This window comes from Streptomyces lydicamycinicus (assembly GCF_000829715.2).
Classification (GTDB): domain Bacteria; phylum Actinomycetota; class Actinomycetes; order Streptomycetales; family Streptomycetaceae; genus Streptomyces; species Streptomyces lydicamycinicus.
The window spans coordinates 147705-166827 of record NZ_BBNO01000008.1 but is presented as its reverse complement, the minus strand read 5'-3'; the positions used below and the strand labels follow the sequence as shown (position 1 = coordinate 166827).

The window sequence follows — 19123 nt, the reverse complement described above, 5'->3', positions numbered from 1 at the left end:
GTCAGCCGAGGTGGTAACGCTCCCCGTAGACCTTCCAGTTCAGCGGGGTGTGCAGATCGAGGTTGCCGTCCTTCAGGAACACCCGCTGCGCGGTGTCGATCCGGCTGGTGTCGCGGTGGGCCTCCTCCTGCCGCATCGCCCACACCCGGGCGTCGAGGAAGGCGTTGAGGTAGGTCTTCTCGTCGCCGCCCCGGGAGGGCGGTTCGGCCTTGGCCAGGGCCCGCTTGCGGATGGCGGGGAAGCCGGTCCGGTCGTCGCCGTCGCCGTGCACCACGAGCGCGTCGTAGTACGCGAACTGGCCCAGTACCCCGATGCCGTCGGCCTTGCCCCGCTCGACCGCGGGACGGAAGTACAGCCGGTCCCGCTCATCGTTCTGGGCCTTGCGGAACGCGGGGTCCCGGGCGGCCTTCTTCCATGCCTCGGGGAAACCGGGGTCCAGGCCGTCGTGCGAGTCGCCGCCGTCCACCTCGCGGAGGGCGGGGAGGTACTGGGCCAGGACGTTGCCGGGCTTGCGGCGGGTGTAGAGCTCGACGAGTTCGAGCATGTCGTGCGTGCCGGACGTGAAGCCGATGATGCCGCCGGTGTAACCGCGGCCGTCACCGATGTCCTCGATGTACTGATACTGGGCCTGCCAGTCCAGGGAGGAGTTCTCCGCACTGGAGACCAGCTGCATGGCGATCTCCTTCTTCGCCGGGTCATCGAGGCCGGTCGCCGCGCGCGCCGTGTGCCGGGCGTGGTGGCCCGGGGCCGTACGGGGCGGGGCATCCGGCGTGACCGTGCAGGCCCCGGCGGTGGCCACGGTGAGCAGCACGAGTCCCAGGGCGAGGCAGGCGGTGGTGGCTCTGGACACGGTCCGGTCTTGCGCTCGGGTGCGCATGGAGTCCTCCGGTCGGAGCGGGCGGTGAGGGTTCAGTCCAGCAGTCCGCGCAGCAGCTCGCGGATGCCCGGCCCCGGGTCGAAGTCCTCGGCGGGGAAGGCGAGTTGATGGAAGGCGGCGCCGTCCATGTAGTCGAAGAGGATCTCGCAGTGCCTACGGGGGTCCGGCGAGCCGAAGCGCTGTAGCCACTCCGCTCCCCACCCGATGACGGTCTCGCGGCCGCGGGTGAGTGTCGGGCGGAGTTCGGGCCGGGCGGTGGCCTCCAGGTAGAGCGCGAAGCGGGCGGCGGTCCTGGCCCGCTCGGGTCCGGTCGCGTACCGGAGGAACCGGGCGACGGCGTCGGCGAGTTCCCCGGCGTCGGCCGGGCCGGCGGCCGCGGCGAAGTTCTCCCAGTCGCGGCGCTCCAGTGCCTGGAGGTGGTCGACTATGCCGTCGATCAGTGCCGCCCGGTTGCGGAAGTAGTTGGAGGTGGTGCCGGACGGGACGCCTGCCGCGGCATCGACGGCCTGGTACGTCAGCCGCCGCGCTCCCTCGCTGCCCAGTACCTGGACCGCCGCGTCCAGCACCTGATCCCGTCGTCGTGCCACCCCAGCGCCCTTCTCCGTGTCTTTTTACTATGTTTGTAGTGCCGATCTACTACGGACACAGTACCGTGCCGGTATGACTCGGACACCGCACGCGGCCGTCGTCGGCGGCGGCATCGGCGGTCTCGCCACCGCCCTCTTACTCCGCAGGAGCGGCTGATCGGCCGAGGTCTTCGAACGCGCCGGCCGTTCGGCGAGCGCATGGAGGACATCCGCGCGCTGGCGGGCTCGTACGACGTGGTGATCGCGGCCGACGGCCTCAACAGCGCGGCCCGTACGGCGCTGTTCGGCCCGCGCCACCGCGCCCGGTACATCGGCGCGTCCTCCTGGCGCGGCACGGTCGACGGGGAGACCGGGGGCATCACCGAGACCTGGGGTGGCCGGGGCGCCTGCGAAGCGCTCGTCGATGCCGTGGCGCCGGCCCGGGCCCTGACGGCCACCCCGGATGTGCCGGCGGCGCTGCGCGCGTACGACCGGGCCCGGCGCCCGGTGACCCAGCGGCTGGTACGCACCGCGCGGCTGATGAACCGGATGGCCCATGCCCGGCGGCTGCCCGGTCTGCGGAACGCCGTGATGCGGACCGCGGTGAAGGTGGGCGGTGGGCCGGGCTGAGGGCCGCCGGGCGGATCGCCTCAGGCGCGCTGTGCGGCGAGCACCTCGGCGAGCTGTCCGGCCATCCAGTCGAGTTCGTCGGCCGAGATGACCAGGGGCGGGGCGAGGCGGATCGTGGAGCCATGGGTGTCCTTGGCGAGGATGCCCCGGGCCAGGAGCCGTTCGCAGGCCTCGCGCCCCGACATGAGCTGCGGGTCGATATCGATCCCGCTCCAGAGCCCGCGGCTGCGGACGGCGCGGATGCCGTGGCCTATGAGCCCTTCGAGCCGCTTGCGGTGCTGCTCGCCGAGCCGGGCGGCCCGCGCCTGGTAGTCGCCGGTCCGCAGCAGCTCGACGACGGCGTGCCCGACGGCGGCGGCCAGCGGATTGCCGCCGAAGGTCGAGCCGTGGTTGCCGGGCCGGATGACACCGAGGATCTCGCGACGGCCGACCACGGCGGAGAGCGGCACGATGCCGCCGCCGAGGGCCTTGCCCAGGATGTACAGGTCCGGGGTGACGCCTTCCGCGTCGCAGGCGAACGTGGTGCCGGTGCGGCCGAGACCGGACTGGATCTCGTCGGCCACGAACAGGACGTTCTCCCGGCTGCACAGCTCGCGCACGGCCGGCAGGTACCCCTGCGGCGGGATCACCACGCCCGCCTCGCCCTGGATCGGTTCGAGCAGCACCGCCACGGTGTGCTCGTCGACCGCGGCGGCCAGCGCGTCGGCGTCCCCGTAGGGCACGGAGCGGAAGCCGGGCGTGAACGGGCCGAAGCCGTCCCGCGCGACGGGGTCCGAGGAGAAGCTCACGATCGTGGTGGTACGCCCGTGGAAGTTGCCGTCGGCGACGATGATGTTGGCGCGGTCCGCGGGCACGCCCTTGACCTCATAGCCCCACTTCCGCGCCACCTTCAGCGCGGTCTCCACGGCCTCGGCGCCGGTGTTCATCGGCAGGACCAGGTCCATCCCGGCGAGTTCGGCGAGATCCCGGCAGAACGGGCCGAGCCGGTCGTTGTGGAAGGCGCGGCTGGTCAGGGTGAGCCGTTCGAGCTGTTCCCGGGCCGCGGCCAGCAGCCGGGGGTGGCCGTGGCCGAAGTTGAGCGCCGAATAGCCGGCCAGGCAGTCCAGATAGCGGCGGCCGCCGACATCCGTCACCCATGAGCCCTGGCCGGAGGTGAGAACCACCGGCAGCGGGTGGTAGTTGCGGGCGGTGGCGGTCTCGGCGAGGTGGAGGTGCGGCCGGGCCTCGGGCGCGAGCGGGAGGTCGCCGGTGGTGCCGGTGGCGGTCATGGGTGGTTCCTCGTTCCTGAGTGACGCGGGTACGGGAGGGGGTGAGGGAGGTGCGGGCGGCGCCACGGGCGCAGCGGGTGTCAGGGCCGTGGGACGAACTGCTCCGCGGCGGCCAGATAGCCGGCGAGCAGGGCGTGGGCGACGTCCCGCACCCGTTCGTCGGGCGGCAGGAACGTCGGGGAGTGCAGCTGCTCGGTTCCGCCGTGCGTCCCCACGAACAGCATCAGCGCGGGCATCCGCGCGGAGAAGTACGAGAAGTCGTCCGCACCCGCGGACCGCAGGTCGGCGGCGACCTTCAGCCCGAGGGAGGCGAGCAGCGGCCGGGTGGCGGCGGTCAGGGTCGCGTCGTTGTCGAGCACCGGCTCGCCCCGGGTGATCCGGACGTCCGCGGTGCAGCCGTACGCCCGGGCCACCGACTCGGCGGTCTCCACCAGCCGTTGATGGAGGAACTCGCGGTCGGCCGTCCGCATCGCGCGCAGGGTGCCGCGCGCCTCCGCGGAGCCGGGGACGACATTCGCCGCGGTTCCGGCGGCGAGCGTGGTGACGCTCAGCACGACGGAGGACATCGGGTCGGTTTCGCGGCTCACCAGGCTCTGGAGCGCGACCACGACATGGGCGAGGGTGACGACCGGATCGCGGGTGAGGTGCGGGTAGGCCGCATGGCCGCCGCGGCCCCGGACGGTCACGGTGAACTCGTCCGCCGAGGCGTTGACGCCACCGGGGGTGCAGGCGACGGTGCCCGCCTCCAGCAGCGGCTGGACATGCGCCCCGACGGCCGCCCGGCACTGCTCCCGTTCGAGGATCCCGTCCTCGGTGACGTCCTGCGCGCCGGAAGGATAGGTCTCCTCGCGGGGCTGCAATACGGCGAGCAGCGGGGCCGGTCCGCCGGCCCGGTCCACCGCCCGCGCGAGGGCGACCAGCGCGGCCAGGTGCACATCATGACCGCAGGCATGCATCACCCCCGGGTGCCGGGACGCCCAGGGCACCCCGGTCTCCTCGTGCACCGCCAGGGCGTCGAGTTCCCCGCGGACGGCGACGGCCGGACCGCTGCCGCCCACCCGGACCACCGCTCCGGTGCCGGCGACCTCCGTAGCGGCGTGCCGGCCGGGCAGCGCGGCGAGCACCAGCTCGCGGGTGGCGGCCTCGTCGCCGGACAGCCCGGGCCGGGCATGGAGCTGATGGCGCAGCTCGACGGCGCCGGCCAGCTCCCGTTCGAGCTGCGCCGCGAGGGCGGTGAGGGTGGCGTCGGTGGTCATGCGCCGCCCTCCAGACCGTAGACCCGGCGGGCGTTGTCGTGTCCGATCATGCGGGCCACCCGGACCGCCTCATCGAGGTCCCATTCGCCGCTGCCGACCCATGGAGCCATCGCCCGCAGCATGCCGCGCCGCCACAACAGCGCGCCCAGATGGTGCAGTTCGGGCGGTCCCCAGGCGTCGCTGGAGAAGAGGATCTTGGCGAACGGAGCCAGCTCCAGCGATTCGGCGACCACGGCGTCGGAGCGCACCCCGGTGTAGTTCACCCCGAGCCCGACATCGAAGAAGACATGCGGGAACACCTGCGCCAGATAGCCGGCGTTGCGGTGGAAGGGGTAGCAGTGCAGCAGCAACAGGTCGACGCCGTGCGGCTGCACGCTCCTGATGAACCGGGTGAGCAGCAGCGGATCGCAGCGGTGCAGCTCCACGTCCGGATCGCCGTATCCGGCGTGCAGTTGGATGGGCAGCCCCCGGTCGACACCGGACCACAGCACGAAGCGCAGCAGCACCGGGTCGGTGACCCGTACGGTTCCGGTGCGCGCGCATTCGGCCAGCCACGCCCCGGCCGCGGCGGTCACCTCGTCGTCGGCCGGCCGCGCGGGGTCGAAGTCGAAGCCGAACCGGTAGGCGACGATGCTCTTGAGGCCGACCGCGTTCACGGTCCGTGCGGTGAGGGTCTCGCGGAACCGCTCCGGCAGGTCGGCCGCGGCCACACCGCTGCGGGCCACCTCCTCCAGCACCGACTCCAGCCGTACGATCTCGTCGACCGGGCGTCCGGAGGCCCGGGCCATCTCGTCGGTGCCGAGGATCTCCGCGCCGCCGTACCCGGTCTCCAGCAGGTAGTGGTCGATGCCCGAGGCAGCGAGCAGCCTGCGGGTGACCTCCGCCGCGCCCAGTTCGTGGCGCCGGGCGAGATAGTCGTCCGGCGCGGCGTGTGCGGCGAGGCCGAGGACCGGGGCGCACCAGCGGCGCACCGCGAACCCGATCTGCGAGTCGAACTGGGTCATCCACGGCGGGACCGGACGGTCGGACTCGGTGAGCATCAGCTCCAGTCCGGCGCGGTCGACATCGTCGCGGAGCGCGCCGTGGACATGGTGGTCCACGAGGGGCAGTTCCGCGAGCGCCGCCGCCAGGGCATCAGTGGACATCGGCAACCTTCCGGATACGTGCGGTGTCGTCCAGCCCGGCCAGCTGCGCGAGCTCGGACCGCTTGACCGACAGATGGGTGGCGAGCAGCCGCGGGTCGAACCACGACCGCACGACCTCGTCCGATTCGAGTGCGTGCAGGGCCTCTTCGAGGGAGGAGGGGAGGGCGGGGACCCCGTCGAGCACCGCGGCGTCGGTGTCCTCCGGCCACACCGTGGGCTCGTCGTAGTCGCGGACCAGTCCTTCCAGCCCGGCGCGGAGCAGGACCCCCAGGGCGAGCCAGGGGTTGGCGGTGGCGTCGGCCGCGCGGTACTCCAGGTTGAACTGCGCGGCGGGATCGGCCCCGGTGAGCTGGGTCGTGGGGCAGATCCGCAGCAGCGACTCGCGGTTGTGCTCGGCCAGGAAGATCCCGCCGGCGCTCCAGCGGTGCGGGGTGAGCCGCAGGAAGGAGACCGGGCTCGGTGCCGTCCAGGCGGTCAGCGCCGGGGTGTGGCGCAGGATTCCGGCGGCGAACCGGGCGCCGAGCGCCGAGAGGCGGCCCGGCCGCGCGGCGTCGAAGAGGACCGGACGGCCCTCGGCGTCCCGCAGACTCAGATGCAGGTGGACCCCGTTGCCCACCCCGTCGGGCGCGAGGAGGGGCGCGAAGCTGACCGGCAGGCCACGACGGCGGGCGAGGTCACGCACCAGCTCCTTGAGGAGTACGGCGCGGTCGGCGGCGGCCATCGCGGTACCGGGACGCAGGGTGATCTCGAACTGGCCGTCCCCGTACTCCGGGAGCCAGTTCTCCGGCTGGAGCCCGGCCTGCTCCAGGAGCCGTACGAGGTCCGAGCCGAAGGGCTCCGCCTGGCGGAAGCGCTGGAGCGAGAACGGCGGGCCGGCCGGCAGTCCGCCGAGCACGAATTCGTGCTCGATGGCGGCGACCACCTCGATCCCGGTGCGCTCCCGCAACTCCTCGACCGCGTCGCGCAGGAAGGTGCGCGGACAGCAGGGCCAGGGTTCCCCGTCGGGCAGGGTCTGGTCGGCGAGGTAGAGCCGGAGCGCGGGCACGTCCCCGTCCGCCGGGATGTCGACGCCGGTGGCCGGATCCGGGATCAGCCGCAGGTCGCCCCGTGAACCGAAGACGTTGTCGGGCGCGATCGGGCCGAACGCGGAGATCGCGAGATCGGCCGGGACCCATCCGGTGCCGGAGCGCAGCACGGCGGCCTGGTCCGAGGCGGGCACCGCACGCCCCCGTACCTGCCCGGCCAGATCGCAGGTGGCGACGAAGACGGTGGCGGCATCGGTCATCGGAGGGTCCTCGGGTGCCGTGCGAACGGCGGCGGAGGGGCCAGGGACGGTGTCGGGACCGAGGGGCCCCGGCCCCGTCCCCTTCGTGTGCACCAGGGTCATCGGTTCTCCTTCGTGGATACCCCCGGCTTTGGCCGGGGGAGGAAATGAAGCACCTGCGGAGCAGGGCAGGGAAAGCCGTATCGCCGCCGGGCGATACGGCGTCCTCCGGGGTCATGGTGAGGGTGTCCCGATTGAGCGCCTGGTCTCAACTGGCGTATCTCCCACGTAAGTTGGCGATCGTGACGACACCAGCGCAGACGTGGGGGGGAGACCGGGCGTGCCCGGTACGCCTTCCGGTTGCGTGTGTCGTCGACTGCGAACGCTTTGCTGCTGGCGGAGTGGGACCGGTGCCGGTGGGTGTGGAATGAGTGCGTCGCCAAGTCGAAGGCTGTCTATGCGCATAACCGTGCGCATCCCGAGGACAGGCAGACGTGCGGTCCGGTGCAGCTGTCCGCGATGCTGACCGAGGCCCGTGCTCGCATGCCGTGGCTGCGTGAGGGCGCCTCGGTGCCGCAGCAGCAATTGATACGCGATTTCGGCAAGTCCCGGGCGAAGGCGATGAAGGATCTCAAGGCCCGGTTGCCGATGCGGCAGTGTGCCGGCATGCCGAAATGGAAGAAGAAGCGTGACGCCTCTCCCACCTTTGAATACACCCGGCGCGGGTTCCGTCTGAAGGACGGCCGTCTGCATTTGGCAGGCGGGATCGTGCTGACTGTGGTGTGGTCGCGTGACCTTCCGTCTGACCCGTCCTCGGTGCGGGTGTACCGAGACGGTCTCGGCCATTGGTACGCGTCGTTCGTAGTCGAAACCGGGTCCGAGCCACTGCCCGAAACCGGGTGTGTGATCGGCATTGACTGGGGAGTCAAGGAAACCGCGACGACCACCAGCAACGACCATGACCTTCTCCACGCTCAGCACGGGAAGAACGCCGCTCAGCGTCTGGCTCGCTATCAGCGGATGATGGCCCGGCGTAAGCCGAAGCACGGACAGGCCGCATCCAAGGGCTACCGCGAAGCGAAGCGGCAGACGGCGAAGGTCCACAAGAGGGTGGCCCGGCAGCGGCAGGACACTGGCCGCAAGTGGGCAAAGCGCGTGGTGGCCGACCACGACGCTTTGGCGGTGGAGGACTTCAAGCCGAAGTTCCTCGCCAAGACCACCATGGCCCGTAAAGCGGCGGATGCCGCCATCAGTGCGACGAAGGCCGCGCTGGTCGAGATGGGCCGTAAGCACGCGCGGAAGGTGCACCTGGTGCACCCGGCACACACCACGATGGATTGCGCAGACTGCGGAGCGAGAGCCAAGCACGCACTGCCCCTTTCCGAACGAACGTATACCTGCACCGCATGCGGAGCCTCCCGGCCACGGGATAAGAACTCCGCCCGCGTGATGCTGGTCCGGGCTGGTCTCAACCCGGCTAGTGCTGATCTTGTAAGCCCTGCCACCTGCTGGGCGTCAGGCAAAGTGAGCTAGGAATTCCCCTCGCTTACGAGGGGGAGGTTTCAAGAGGGCACCTTTCGGTTCGGGTCGGGCAGCTGGGCATCGGCGACCAGCGCGCCGGCCAGCCGGGCGCCGATGCGCCGGGTGAGGGAGGGGGCGAACAGGACCACCGCGACACCGGCCAGGCACCAGGCTGCGGCGATCCAGGGGAAGTAGGTGTAGGGCGCGCGCTGGCCGGTCGACTGCTGGAGGAAGACGAAGCCCAGATAGCCCAGCCCGGCGACCGGCACCACCAGCTCCCAGCGGGGGATACGGCCCCGGCCGGAGAGCGTGAAGACGATCACCCCGACCCCGGCGACCGCGTACACCACCAGGACGCACAGCACGCCGAGGGTGGCGTACCAGTAGTACGTGTCGAAGGCGCCCGCCCCGGTGCCGTACATCACCGCGGTCAACGCCGCCGCGACGGCGCCGCACACCCGCAGTGCCGTGCTCGGGGCACCGGTGACGGGGTGGGCGCGGGCGAGGGCGCGCGGTCCGAAGCCGTCCCGCGCCATCGCCTGGACCATACGGGCGGCCGCCGCCGAGGAGGACAGCGCGGCGGCGAAGGCGGAGGCGACCGCGGTGAAGCCGATGACGAGCGCGAACCAGGTGCCGATGTACTGCCCGGAGAGCGACGACAGGGCCGACTCCGCCGCGCCGAACGCGCGCACCCCCTGGGCGTCGGTACCAAAGCCGATCGTCTGGGCGAACATCATCAGGACGTAGAGGCCGCCGGTCAGCAGCACGCTGCCGGCCAGCGCGCGGGGGATGTTGCGCTTGGGGTCGTCGGTCTCCTCGCCCAGCGACGCGCAGGCCTCGAACCCGGCCCAGGACAGGAACGCGAAGACGGTGGCCGTCATGACCGCGCCGTAGGTGGTGCCGCCGGCGGTGAACACCGAGAGGTCCAGGCTCTGGTGCCGGGGCGCCGAGCCCGTGGCGGTCCGCCCCATGATGACGGCGGCGAGCACCAGCATGGCGAGGATGCCGATGCCCTCCACGATCAGCAGCGTGCGGGCGGTGGTGCGGCCGTCCCGGGAGTTGAGCGCGGTGACTCCGACGGCCGCGAGGAGCGCGACGGCCACCCAGGGTCCGGTCGAGCGGATGCCCGTCGCGTGCAGGAAGGCATGCGCGAAGACACCGGTCGCGGCGAGGGTGCAGACGAGGAAGGCGAGATAGGTGCCCAGCAGGGCGAAGCCGCCGAAGAAACCGGCGCGCGGGCCGATGGTGGCCCCGGCCAGGGCGTAGACGGAACCGGCCTGGTGGAAGTGCTGGGTCAGCCGCCAGAAGCCGTAGGCGACCAGGCCGACACCGAGCAGGCCGAGCAGGAAGACGAGGGGAACGGCCTTGCCGACCGTAGCTGCCACTCCGGCCCCGTTGAGGCCCATGGCGAGCGTGGGTCCCATGAGACCGACGGAGAGGGTCAGCGCTTCCCACAAGCGCAGCTTGCGTGTTCGAGGGGGATTCGACACAGGGCGCTCCGAGGAGGAGACGGGGCTGCGTCCGCAGCAGCCCGAGTCCCGTCATGAAACATACGTTGCATGGAGCGCGTCAATAGAGCGGCCTTGAAATATTCATTTCATGGCCGTCATTCCATGGTGCGGTCGCCCGACGCCTCCTCCGCGGCCCTCATCCGCTCCTCCGCCGCCGTCCCCAGGCGCACATGCACCGCGGCCACCAGCGTCTCCACCACCGCCACCGGCGCCACGATGCTGTCGAACGGACTGGGCGCCTCGACCCGCACCGGCAGCACCACATCGGCGAACTCGGCCACGGGGGACAGCCATGGATCGGTGAACAGCACCACCCGCGCGCCGCGCTCATGCGCAAAGCGGGCGAGTTCCACGGTGTCGCGCTGATAGCGCCGGAAGTCGAAGACCACACACACCTCCCGCCGCCCGAGGTCCACCCGGAAGCCGCCGTCCTGGCCGGGGGCCGGTATGTGCACCTGGGTGCCCGGCCGCAGCAGGCGCAGATGCAGGTCCAGGTACTCGGCCAGCAGCCGGGAGAACCGTCCGCCGAAGCTCACGATCCGCTTCGCCGGGTCACAGATCAGCTCGACCGCCCGGTCGAACTCCTGCTCCGGCAGCGCGGCGAAGGTGTGGCTCACCGCCCCCCGGCCGACCTCCTCCGCCGCCTCGATCAGCTCCGAGGTCGGCGAGCTCTCGCTGACCACCGGCCGCAGGGTCAGCGGCGAGGCACGGCGCGCCTGCACCTCGTCCCGCAGCGACTGCTGGAACTGCCGGTAGCCCTCGAAGCCGAGTCGGGCGACGAAGCGGACGACGGTCGGCGGGCTCACCCCCGCCCGCCCGGCCAGCCCGGACGTCGACTCCAGGCCCGCCGCGGGGTAGTGCGCCATCAGCGCCCGAGCGATCTTGAGCTCCGCGGGCGACAGGGAGCCCTGGATCCGCCGCAGCCGTTCGGCCACCGTCGTCCCCAACTCCTGGCCCGCGCCCGCGTCCCCGCGCGCGGCCGACGGCTCACCGTGCTCTCCTGGCCGACCATCCATCCGACTGCCTCTCCATTTGGTGACCACATGACACCACACCGTGCCGGGGCACCCGCGGTGCCGCGGGGCGGCGGCGGAAACACGGCTGTGCCGCGGTTCCGGAAGGGAACCGCGGCACAGCGGGGACGCGCGCCGGGGCGGCTCAGACCAGCAGCTCGTACGCGGGCAACGTCAGGAACTCCGCGTAGTCCGCGTCCAGCGCGACCTTCAGCAGCAGGTCATGGGCCTGCTGCCACTTGCCCGCGGCGAAGGCGTCCTCGCCGATCTCGGCGCGGATGGCGGCCAGTTGCTCCGCGGCGATCGTGCGCACCAGGTCCGCTGTGGCCTTCTCGCCGTTCTCGAAGACGACCCCGGCGTCGACCCACTGCCAGATCTGGGAGCGGGAGATCTCGGCGGTCGCGGCGTCCTCCATGAGGCCGAAGATGGCGACGGCGCCCAGGCCGCGCAGCCAGGCCTCGATATAACGGGTGCCGACCTGGACGGCGTCGATCAGGCCCTGGTAGGTGGGCTTGGCGTCGAGGGAGTCGATGGCGATGAGGTCGGCGGCCGAGACCGAGACGTCCTCACGCAGACGGTCCTTCTGGTTCGGCCGGTCGCCGAGCACCGCGTCGAAGGAGGCACGGGCGACCGGGACCAGGTCGGGGTGGGCGACCCAGGAGCCGTCGAAGCCGTCGCCGGCCTCCCGGTCCTTGTCGTTCCTGACCTTGGCGAGGGCCTTCTCGTTGGCCTCCGGGTCGCGGCGGTTGGGGATGAAGGCCGCCATACCGCCGATGGCGTGCGCCCCGCGCTTGTGGCAGGTGCGGACGAGGAGTTCGGTGTAGGCGCGCATGAACGGTGCCGTCATCGTGACCGCGTTGCGGTCCGGGAGGACGAACTTGGCGCCGCCGTCACGGAAGTTTTTGACGATGGAGAAGAGGTAGTCCCAGCGGCCCGCGTTCAGGCCCGAGGCGTGGTCGCGCAGCTCGTAGAGGATCTCCTCCATCTCGTACGCGGCCGTGATGGTCTCGATCAGGACGGTGGCGCGCACCGTGCCCTGGGGGATGCCGACATAGTCCTGGGCGAAGACGAAGATCTCGTTCCAGAGGCGGGCCTCCAGGTACGACTCGGTCTTCGGCAGGTAGAAGTACGGGCCCTTGCCGAGGTCCAGCAGACGCTTGGCGTTGTGGAAGAAGTACAGCCCGAAGTCCACCAGGGCGCCGGGCACCGGCCGTCCCTCGAACTGAAGATGACGCTCGTCGAGGTGCCAGCCGCGCGGCCGCATCACGACGGTGGCGAGCTCCTCGGCGGACTTGAGGGCGTACGACTTACCGGACGCGGCGTCGGTGAAGTCGATGCGGCGCTCGTAGGCGTCGATCAGATTGAGCTGCCCGGAGACGACGTTCTCCCAGGTCGGCGCCGAAGCGTCCTCGAAGTCGGCGAGCCAGACCTTGGCGCCCGAGTTGAGCGCGTTGATGGTCATCTTGCGGTCGGTGGGGCCGGTGATCTCCACCCGGCGGTCATTGAGCGCCGCGGGCGCCTCGGCGACCTTCCAGCTGTCGTCGGCGCGGATGGCCGCGGTCTCCGGGAGGAAGTCCAGCGAGCTGGTCCGGGCGATCTCGGCGCGGCGCTCGGCGCGGCGGGCCAGCAGCTCATCGCGGCGCGGGGTGAACCGGCGGTGAAGCTCGGCGACGAAGGTGAGCGCGGCCTCGGTGAGGACCTCTCCCTGGCGTTCGGGGGTGTGCGCGGGATCGACTTCGACGATGGCCAGCGGGGACGGCGCTGGTGCGGACATGAGCTGTCACTCCATTCAGCGGCGGTGCCCGGCGGCCGCCGGAACGCCGGGCGGCACGGGGTGCCGCGGGCTCCCGGATACGGTCGCGGGCGCCGACTGGGTTCAGGGCGCTTCTGACCAGTGGAGACTAGTTTCCTTATCGCGGAACTTCAATGGTTTGTTGATGTCGAGATTCTCAGGCTCGACAGAAGTAGTGATCGAATGGCTCTCGGTGCCAGGCCGGTCACTCTCCATTACTCCCGCCCCCGGCCCGCCGCGTGCCCGCCGACGCCCGCTCTCACTCCAGACGGTGAAGATCCTCCGGCGTGTCGATGTCGTACGGCTCCGCGACATCGGAGCACTCGATGAGGGTGAGGACGTCCGCATGCCGCTGGAGATAGGCCCGCGCACCGCGGTCGCCCTCCGCGGTCGCCGCGATGTCCGCCCAGCGGTCGGCGCCGAAGAGCACCGGGTGCCCCCGCCGGCCGCCGTACGCCGCGGAGACGAGCGAGCCGCGCCCGCCGTACGCCGCCACCACCCGCGCCACCGCCGCGGCGCCGATGCCCGGCTGGTCCACCAGGGACACCACCACCGCGTCCGCCCCGGACTCCGCCAGCGCGGCCAGGCCCACCCGCAGCGAAGTGCCCATCCCCCGCGCCCAGTCCGGGTTCTCCGAGAGGCCGTACGCCGCGAGCTCGGCCCGTTCGCGCACGGAAGCGGCGGCCGCCCCCAGCACGATGTGTACGGGGTCGCAGCCGCCGTCCCGCAAGGCCCGTGCGGCGTGCTCGACCAGCGGCCGTCCCCGGTGGTCGAGCAGCGCCTTGGGCCGTCCCCCCAGCCGCTGCCCGCCGCCCGCGGCGAGCAGCAGACCGGCCACCCTCCCCTCGGGCCGCCCGGCGCTCCGCGTCCCCTCAGGGGCGTGGGGCCGGGCCCGGTGCGGTTGCTCTCGCGGGTCTTTCGGTGCTGTCGGTGCCATGGGGACTGCTTACCCCATGGCACCCCGCTCCGCGGCCCGTTGGGGTGCGGCCGACCGGGTCAGGCCGCGTCACCGGCGGCCCGTGGCCGGGGGATGTGTGGTCGGAGCCGGTCGCGCAGATGGTGCGTCCGTTCCTCCGCTTGCCGGCGTTCGGCGACATAGCGGTCTATGTGCTCCATCGTGATTTCCGAGGCGTCCGACAGGCCGTACGCGCGGCAGATGAGTTGGACGACGCTGACACGGCGGGGGTTCGAGCCGGTGTCGGGGCCGGAGTGGGGCTCCATGGCAATCTCCGATCCAGTGATATGCCGGATATTTCCTTGAAAGGGAGAATGCTCCATCGTGCCGCGCCATACGCATCGGATCACGCGCGCCCACACCAAAGGGGGGCCTGGGGAACGCATGTGCCGACGCATCATCAGGCCAATTTCGGGCAACGCGCGCCAGGGCCGTTTCCGGGTCGCCTCGACCGTCAAAACCCTTCGCGAAACCGGCCCTTCGGACAAGGCGCCCGTGTGTCGACCGGCGATGTGAGAGTGCGGCGTCTGGCCGGATAAGGTTCTTCCCCGTTGCGGATGTTGTGGTCGTCGTGCCGAAGTGGCGGGCCTTTTTCTGAGCCGGGGGACGGTAGTAGTGGTGAACAGTTCAGGCGTGTCCGGAATCTTTCAGCCGCTGGAAGGTGACGATCCACGGGCGATCGCGGGCTATCGCCTCACGGCCAGGCTCGGCTCCGGCGGTATGGGCAAGGTCTATCTCTCCTACACGCCCGGCGGGCGGCCGGTGGCCATCAAGGTGATCCGCCCCGAGTTCAGCGAGGACGCGGAGTTCCGCCGCCGCTTCAAGCAGGAGGTGCAGTCCGCGCAGCGCGTCCAGGGCCTGTACACCGCACCGGTCATCGACAGCGACGCCGAAGGCCGCAGCCCCTGGCTCGCCACCGCGTACGTCCCCGGCCCCTCGCTCGCCGCGGCGGTCGCCGAGCACGGCAAGCTGCCGGTGCCGACCGTACTGCTGCTGGTCGCCGGGATCGCCGAGGCCCTTCAGGTCATCCACGGCGCGGGTATCGTGCACCGCGATCTGAAGCCGTCCAATGTGCTGCTGGCCGCCGACGGTCCGCGCGTCATCGACTTCGGTATCGCCCGCGCCGCCGACGCCACGTCCCTGACCAGCAGCGGCGTCACCGTAGGCACCCCCACCTTCATGGCGCCCGAGCAGGCCGCGGGCAGCACCATCAGCCCCGCCACCGATGTCTTCGCGCTCGGCCAGGTCGCCGCCTACGCGGCCATCGGCACCCCCGCGTTCGGCGAGGGCACCTCGCACGGAGTGCTCTACCGCATCGTCCACGAAGAGCCGGATCTGACCGGGCTCCCCGACGAACTGCGGGAGTTGGTGACCCGCTGCCTGTCCAAGGAGGCATCGGACCGGCCGTCCGTCGCCGAGGTGATCGAGCTGTGCGGCGCGGCCTCCGGGCAGACGCAGCTGCGCCGCCCCGAGGAGTGGCTGCCCACCGCCGTCGCCGCCGACATCACCACGCGCGCCGCCGCGCCCGCGCCCGCGCAGACGCCGCCGCCCCCGCTGGAGGCGCCCACCGCGGGTGCCCCGGCCCAGCCGCCGGCCCCGCCTGCCCAGTCGCCGGTTCCGCCGGCCCAGCCGCCGACCCCACCCGCGGCGCCGGTCGCGCCGGTGCCGACCGCGCTGAACCACCCGCAGACCCCGCCGCCCGGGTTCGGCCCGGCGGCCTACGCACCGACCGCCGTTGGGGCCGACGCGCCGACGGCCATGAGTCCGACGGGCACCGGGCCCACGGGCACCGGGCCCACGGTCACCGGCCCGACCGCCGCCGTGCCGGCCGCACAGCCGCCGAAGAAGAAGCGCAAGGGGCTGATCGCGGCCCTGGTGGTGGTCTGTCTGCTGGCCTTCGCGGGCGCCGGCGGCGCCGCCGTCTACACGTTCATGAAGCCCGACGGCCAGAAGAAGGACAACCAGGCCGCCGGCGACAGCAAGACGGCGAACAAGGGCTCCTCGCCGACGCCCGCCGCGGACCCGAGCGCAAGCCCCGATGACGGCGAGGACGACGCCCCGGCACAGGACCCGGCCCCGGTCGACTACAAGACCATCAACCTGCCCGACGACTACCACATTTCACTGGCCGACGAACCGGTCCATCCGAGCAACTCCGACAACGACACGGACATCGACTTCTCGTACACGGACAACACCTACACCGACGACGAGGTCGACACCGAGACCGGCAAGCTGGTGCTGCTCAACGCCGGCCAGGAGGGCACCCTCGCCACCTGCCGCAACGAGACCCGGTTCACCGACAGCATCCTGACCAAGCAGCTCTCCAAGGGCGCCCGGATGTGCCTCACCACCAAGTACGGCCATGTCGCACTGATCACCTTCAAGGGCTACGCCCCGAAGTCGGACCCCAGCAGCTACATGACCATCGACGTCCGGGTGTGGCGCAACGCGGTGGAGCCCGAGCAGGACTCCTGAGGGGGAGGGCGGGCCGGTGGGGGAGGGGCGCTTCACGGCCGCGTGGCGCCGCTGGCTCCTGCCCCTCCGTGCCGGCTTCCCCGCCGCCTCCCGACACCCTCCCCAATCCCTTCGCCAGCCCCCTCCCCACCGCCTCCCCCACCCCGTCAGGGGTGGGCATCCTCGTCACTACACCCGCCCACCTCCCGAAGGGGGGTGGGCGGCGGGGAAAAAAATACGGACGCGTCACACCAAGGTCAGGCCAAGGCCCCATCAGTCAAGGCCGCGTCAGCCAGCCGCACGAGCCAAGGCCGCGTCAGCCAAAGCGCCATCAGCCAAGGCCTCATCAGCCGAAACCCCGTCAGGCCCAGGCTCAGGCCCTGGCCCTGCCCCCCCACCCACCGGATTCCCCAGTGATCCGGTCGATTTCGCTCTCCGTATGGCGCGATCAGCGCAGAGTGGCGTTAACTGTCCGGCATTGCGGAACGGGCAACGGCTTTGGAGGACGCCGTCGTTGTGGAACAGCTTCAGAAGGACCGACGAGTGACCGGGGTCGAGGGCGACCCACGGGTCCAGGAACTGCGCGGGGCAGTGGCCCGGCTGCGTCGCCAACTGGCCGTACTCCCAGCTGATTTACCGGATCGGGTGGCCGCCGATGATGAGCTGGCCGCCTTGGACGCGATGGTGAGTCACGGGTTGCCCGAGGTGCCCCGGCTGCGCCGTTCGCTCCTGCTGATCGCCGGGGCCGTCGGGTCCGTGAGTGCGCTGTCGCCCGCGCTGGCAGAGGTGCGCGAGGGCATCGACCGCTTCGGCGAGCTGCCGCGCGCCCGGTGACCACCACCGCGCAGCCCGGACCGGAGTCCGGCGCGCCGGCGTACTGTACGGGCTTGCGGGCGCGGCGGCAGAGCGTGCGCCGCGGCAGTCGTGCGCGGACCGGCGACGTACGCCGCCTGCCGGCCCGCGAGGGATGTGCCGGGTACCGCTACGCCGGCGTCTGATTCGCGAGCGCCACCGACAGTTGCGCCGCGACATCCTGAAGCACCGGCACGATCTTGTCCGTCGACGCCTCGGTCACCCGGCCGGTCGGACCCGAGATGGAGATCGCCGCCGAGGTGGGGGAGTTGGGTACCGGCACCGCCAGGCAGCGGACGCCGATCTCCTGCTCGTTGTCGTCGACCGCGTAGCCGAGGCGGCGGACGTCGGCGAGCGCTTCGAGGAAGCGGTCCGGGTCGGTGATCGTCTTGTCGGTCGCGGCGGGCATGCCCGTACGGGCGAGCAGCGCGCGGACCTCCTCCGCGGGGTGGTGGGCGAGCAGTGCCTTGCCGACACCGGTGGAGTGCGGCAGCACCCGGCGGCCGACCTCGGTGAACATCCGTACCGCGTGCCGGGACGGGACCTGGGCGACGTAGACGATCTCGTCGCCGTCGAGCAGCGCCATATTGGCGGTCTCGCCGGTCTCCTCGACCAGACGGGCCAGGAAGGGCCGGGCCCAGGTGCCCAGCAGCCGTGAGGAGCTCTCGCCGAGCCGGATCAGCCGGGGGCCCAGCGCATAGCGGCGGTTGGGCTGCTGGCGGACGTAGCCGCAGGCGACGAGCGTGCGCATCAGGCGGTGGATGGTGGGGAGCGGCAGCCCGCTGCTGGTGGAGAGCTCGCTCAGGCCGACCTCGCCGCCGGCGTCGGCCATCCGCTCCAGCAGGTCGAAGGCGCGCTCGAGGGACTGGACGCCGCCGCTGGCGCCTGGCTTGGCTTCGGCGGCGGAGGGGCTGGCGCTGGACGGCGGCACGGAGCGTTCCTTTCGGGCGGGTCAGACCGGTCTCGGCTGGGGCGTGCGGGCGCCGGGCCCGACCGGAGAAGCCTACCGGTCCCCTTACGTTGACACATGGACTCTCGCACACTCGTTCCCGCCGGTCAGGCCCGCTTTGTCCCGCGGAGGTCACCGGCGACCACGGACCTAGCCCCGATCCCTTGACGGTGCCAGTGGCCATAGCTACGTTCTGCTGCGCGAAACATACTGTCCATTCTGTGGAATCCTCCAAATCGCTGGAGCGTCATGCGCATTCTCGTCATGAACCCGAACACCACGGCTTCCATGACCGCTTCGATCCGCGCCACCGCCACCACAGCCGCCGCCCCGGGCACCGAGATCATCGCCACCGAACCCCTCTGGGGGCCGGAGTCCATCGAGGGCCACTTCGAGGGCTATCTCAGTGCGGCGGCCGTCCTGGACCGGCTCGCCACCCTCGACCTGTCCTTCGACGCGCTGGTCATGGCCGGTTTCGGCGAACCGGGCCGGGAGGGCGCCCAGGAACTGCTGGACGTACCCGTCCTGGACATCACCGAGAGCGCCGCCCAGATGGCGATGATGCTCGGCCACGCCTACGGCATCGTCACCACCCTCGACCGTGCCGTACCGCAGATCCGGGACCGGCTGCTGACCGCGGGACTGCTCCAGCGCTGTGCCGCGGTCCGGGGCACCGGGCTCGGCGTCCTGGAGCTGGAGGAGGACGCGGAGCGCACCGTCGAGGTGATCATCGAGACCGCCCGGGAGGCCGTCCGGGAAGGCGCCGAGGTGATCTGTCTGGGCTGCGGCGGGATGGCCGGGCTCCAGGAGAAGGTCGCCGCGGCGCTGGAGGTGCCGGTGGTGGACGGCGTCGCCGCGGCGGTGAAGTTCGCGGAGGCGGTCGTCGGCCTCGGGCTGGCCACCAGTACGGGACGCAGTTTCGCGCCGCCCCGCCCGAAAGCCATCGGCTCCTGGCCGCTGAGCGCCCACCTGTCCCCGGGGCGCGCTCAGGGCTCTCCGCGGCACACCGCATTTTCCGCACAGACATCAGGCATCTGACAAATAATCCCGAGCTCCACCCCATCTGC

17 protein-coding genes are annotated in these 19123 nt (G+C 71.6%); 5 read left to right on the top strand and 12 right to left on the bottom strand.

Features of this window, described 5'->3' with window-relative positions; all coding sequences use genetic code 11:
- Position 1: 1 nt before the first annotated feature.
- Complete coding sequence (locus TU31_RS27070) at positions 2–877, bottom strand: chitosanase (RefSeq protein ID WP_042159149.1); 876 nt, start codon at positions 875–877, stop codon at positions 2–4.
- 32 nt (positions 878–909) lie between these two features.
- Positions 910–1464, bottom strand: coding sequence for a TetR/AcrR family transcriptional regulator (locus tag TU31_RS27065; protein WP_042159147.1), 555 nt, complete (start codon positions 1462–1464; stop codon positions 910–912).
- A 198-nt stretch (positions 1465–1662) separates the two neighbouring features.
- Between TU31_RS27065 and TU31_RS27060 the strand changes: the two genes are divergently transcribed.
- Positions 1663–2073, top strand: coding sequence for a flavin-dependent monooxygenase (locus TU31_RS27060; protein ID WP_042159145.1), 411 nt, complete (start codon positions 1663–1665; stop codon positions 2071–2073).
- 20 nt (positions 2074–2093) lie between these two features.
- Here TU31_RS27060 and rocD read toward each other — a convergent pair whose 3' ends face one another.
- From rocD to TU31_RS27040, 4 genes are all read right to left on the bottom strand, one after another.
- Positions 2094–3341: an ornithine--oxo-acid transaminase gene (rocD, locus tag TU31_RS27055; protein ID WP_042159143.1), complete on the bottom strand. Its 1248-nt coding sequence runs from the start codon at positions 3339–3341 to the stop codon at positions 2094–2096.
- An 80-nt stretch (positions 3342–3421) separates the two neighbouring features.
- Positions 3422–4597, bottom strand: coding sequence for a M20 metallopeptidase family protein (locus TU31_RS27050; protein ID WP_042159141.1), 1176 nt, complete (start codon positions 4595–4597; stop codon positions 3422–3424).
- Entirely contained in the window at positions 4594–5742 is a 1149-nt protein-coding gene (locus TU31_RS27045) for an amidohydrolase family protein (protein ID WP_042159140.1), read from the bottom strand. Before TU31_RS27045 ends, TU31_RS27050 begins: the two co-directional genes overlap by 4 nt.
- The gene (locus TU31_RS27040) at positions 5732–7027 is read right to left on the bottom strand and encodes a glutamine synthetase family protein (RefSeq protein WP_042159138.1); all 1296 of its coding nucleotides are present in this window, start codon (positions 7025–7027) and stop codon (positions 5732–5734) included. Before TU31_RS27040 ends, TU31_RS27045 begins: the two co-directional genes overlap by 11 nt.
- A 345-nt stretch (positions 7028–7372) precedes the next feature.
- Here TU31_RS27040 and TU31_RS27035 point away from each other — a divergent pair, with 345 nt between their 5' ends.
- On the top strand, positions 7373–8539 hold the full coding sequence (locus TU31_RS27035; protein WP_052719077.1) for an RNA-guided endonuclease InsQ/TnpB family protein: 1167 nt from the start codon (positions 7373–7375) through the stop codon (positions 8537–8539).
- 29 nt (positions 8540–8568) lie between these two features.
- Here TU31_RS27035 and TU31_RS27030 read toward each other — a convergent pair whose 3' ends face one another.
- The 5 genes from TU31_RS27030 to TU31_RS27010 all read right to left on the bottom strand — a co-directional run bounded on the left by TU31_RS27030 (position 8569) and on the right by TU31_RS27010 (position 14064).
- Positions 8569–10017, bottom strand: a complete 1449-nt coding sequence (locus tag TU31_RS27030; RefSeq protein ID WP_078886004.1) for an APC family permease — start codon at positions 10015–10017, stop codon at positions 8569–8571.
- A 116-nt stretch (positions 10018–10133) separates the two neighbouring features.
- Complete coding sequence (locus TU31_RS27025) at positions 10134–11054, bottom strand: MurR/RpiR family transcriptional regulator (protein WP_245698772.1); 921 nt, start codon at positions 11052–11054, stop codon at positions 10134–10136.
- A gap of 142 nt (positions 11055–11196) precedes the next feature.
- Complete coding sequence (gene aceB, locus TU31_RS27020) at positions 11197–12825, bottom strand: malate synthase A (protein WP_042159135.1); 1629 nt, start codon at positions 12823–12825, stop codon at positions 11197–11199.
- A 277-nt stretch (positions 12826–13102) separates the two neighbouring features.
- A complete protein-coding gene (locus TU31_RS27015; protein WP_042159133.1) occupies positions 13103–13681 on the bottom strand; it encodes a nucleotidyltransferase family protein in 579 nt (192 codons plus the stop codon).
- A gap of 158 nt (positions 13682–13839) precedes the next feature.
- Complete coding sequence (locus TU31_RS27010) at positions 13840–14064, bottom strand: hypothetical protein (RefSeq protein ID WP_042159130.1); 225 nt, start codon at positions 14062–14064, stop codon at positions 13840–13842.
- 367 nt (positions 14065–14431) lie between these two features.
- On the opposite strand from TU31_RS27010, the gene TU31_RS27005 reads away from it, so the two are divergent.
- Together TU31_RS27005 and TU31_RS27000 are read left to right on the top strand one after the other, a co-directional pair.
- A complete protein-coding gene (locus TU31_RS27005; RefSeq protein WP_245698771.1) occupies positions 14432–16276 on the top strand; it encodes a serine/threonine-protein kinase in 1845 nt (614 codons plus the stop codon).
- 522 nt (positions 16277–16798) lie between these two features.
- Complete coding sequence (locus TU31_RS27000) at positions 16799–17089, top strand: DUF5955 family protein (protein ID WP_042159127.1); 291 nt, start codon at positions 16799–16801, stop codon at positions 17087–17089.
- A 148-nt stretch (positions 17090–17237) separates the two neighbouring features.
- On the opposite strand, the gene TU31_RS26995 is transcribed toward TU31_RS27000, so the two are convergent.
- On the bottom strand, positions 17238–18038 hold the full coding sequence (locus TU31_RS26995; protein WP_042159125.1) for an IclR family transcriptional regulator: 801 nt from the start codon (positions 18036–18038) through the stop codon (positions 17238–17240).
- A gap of 267 nt (positions 18039–18305) precedes the next feature.
- On the opposite strand from TU31_RS26995, the gene TU31_RS26990 reads away from it, so the two are divergent.
- Positions 18306–19094 carry an aspartate/glutamate racemase family protein gene (locus TU31_RS26990; protein ID WP_042159123.1) on the top strand — a complete coding sequence of 263 codons (789 nt, stop codon included), beginning with the start codon at positions 18306–18308 and terminating at the stop codon, positions 19092–19094.
- Positions 19095–19123 lie beyond the last annotated feature (29 nt).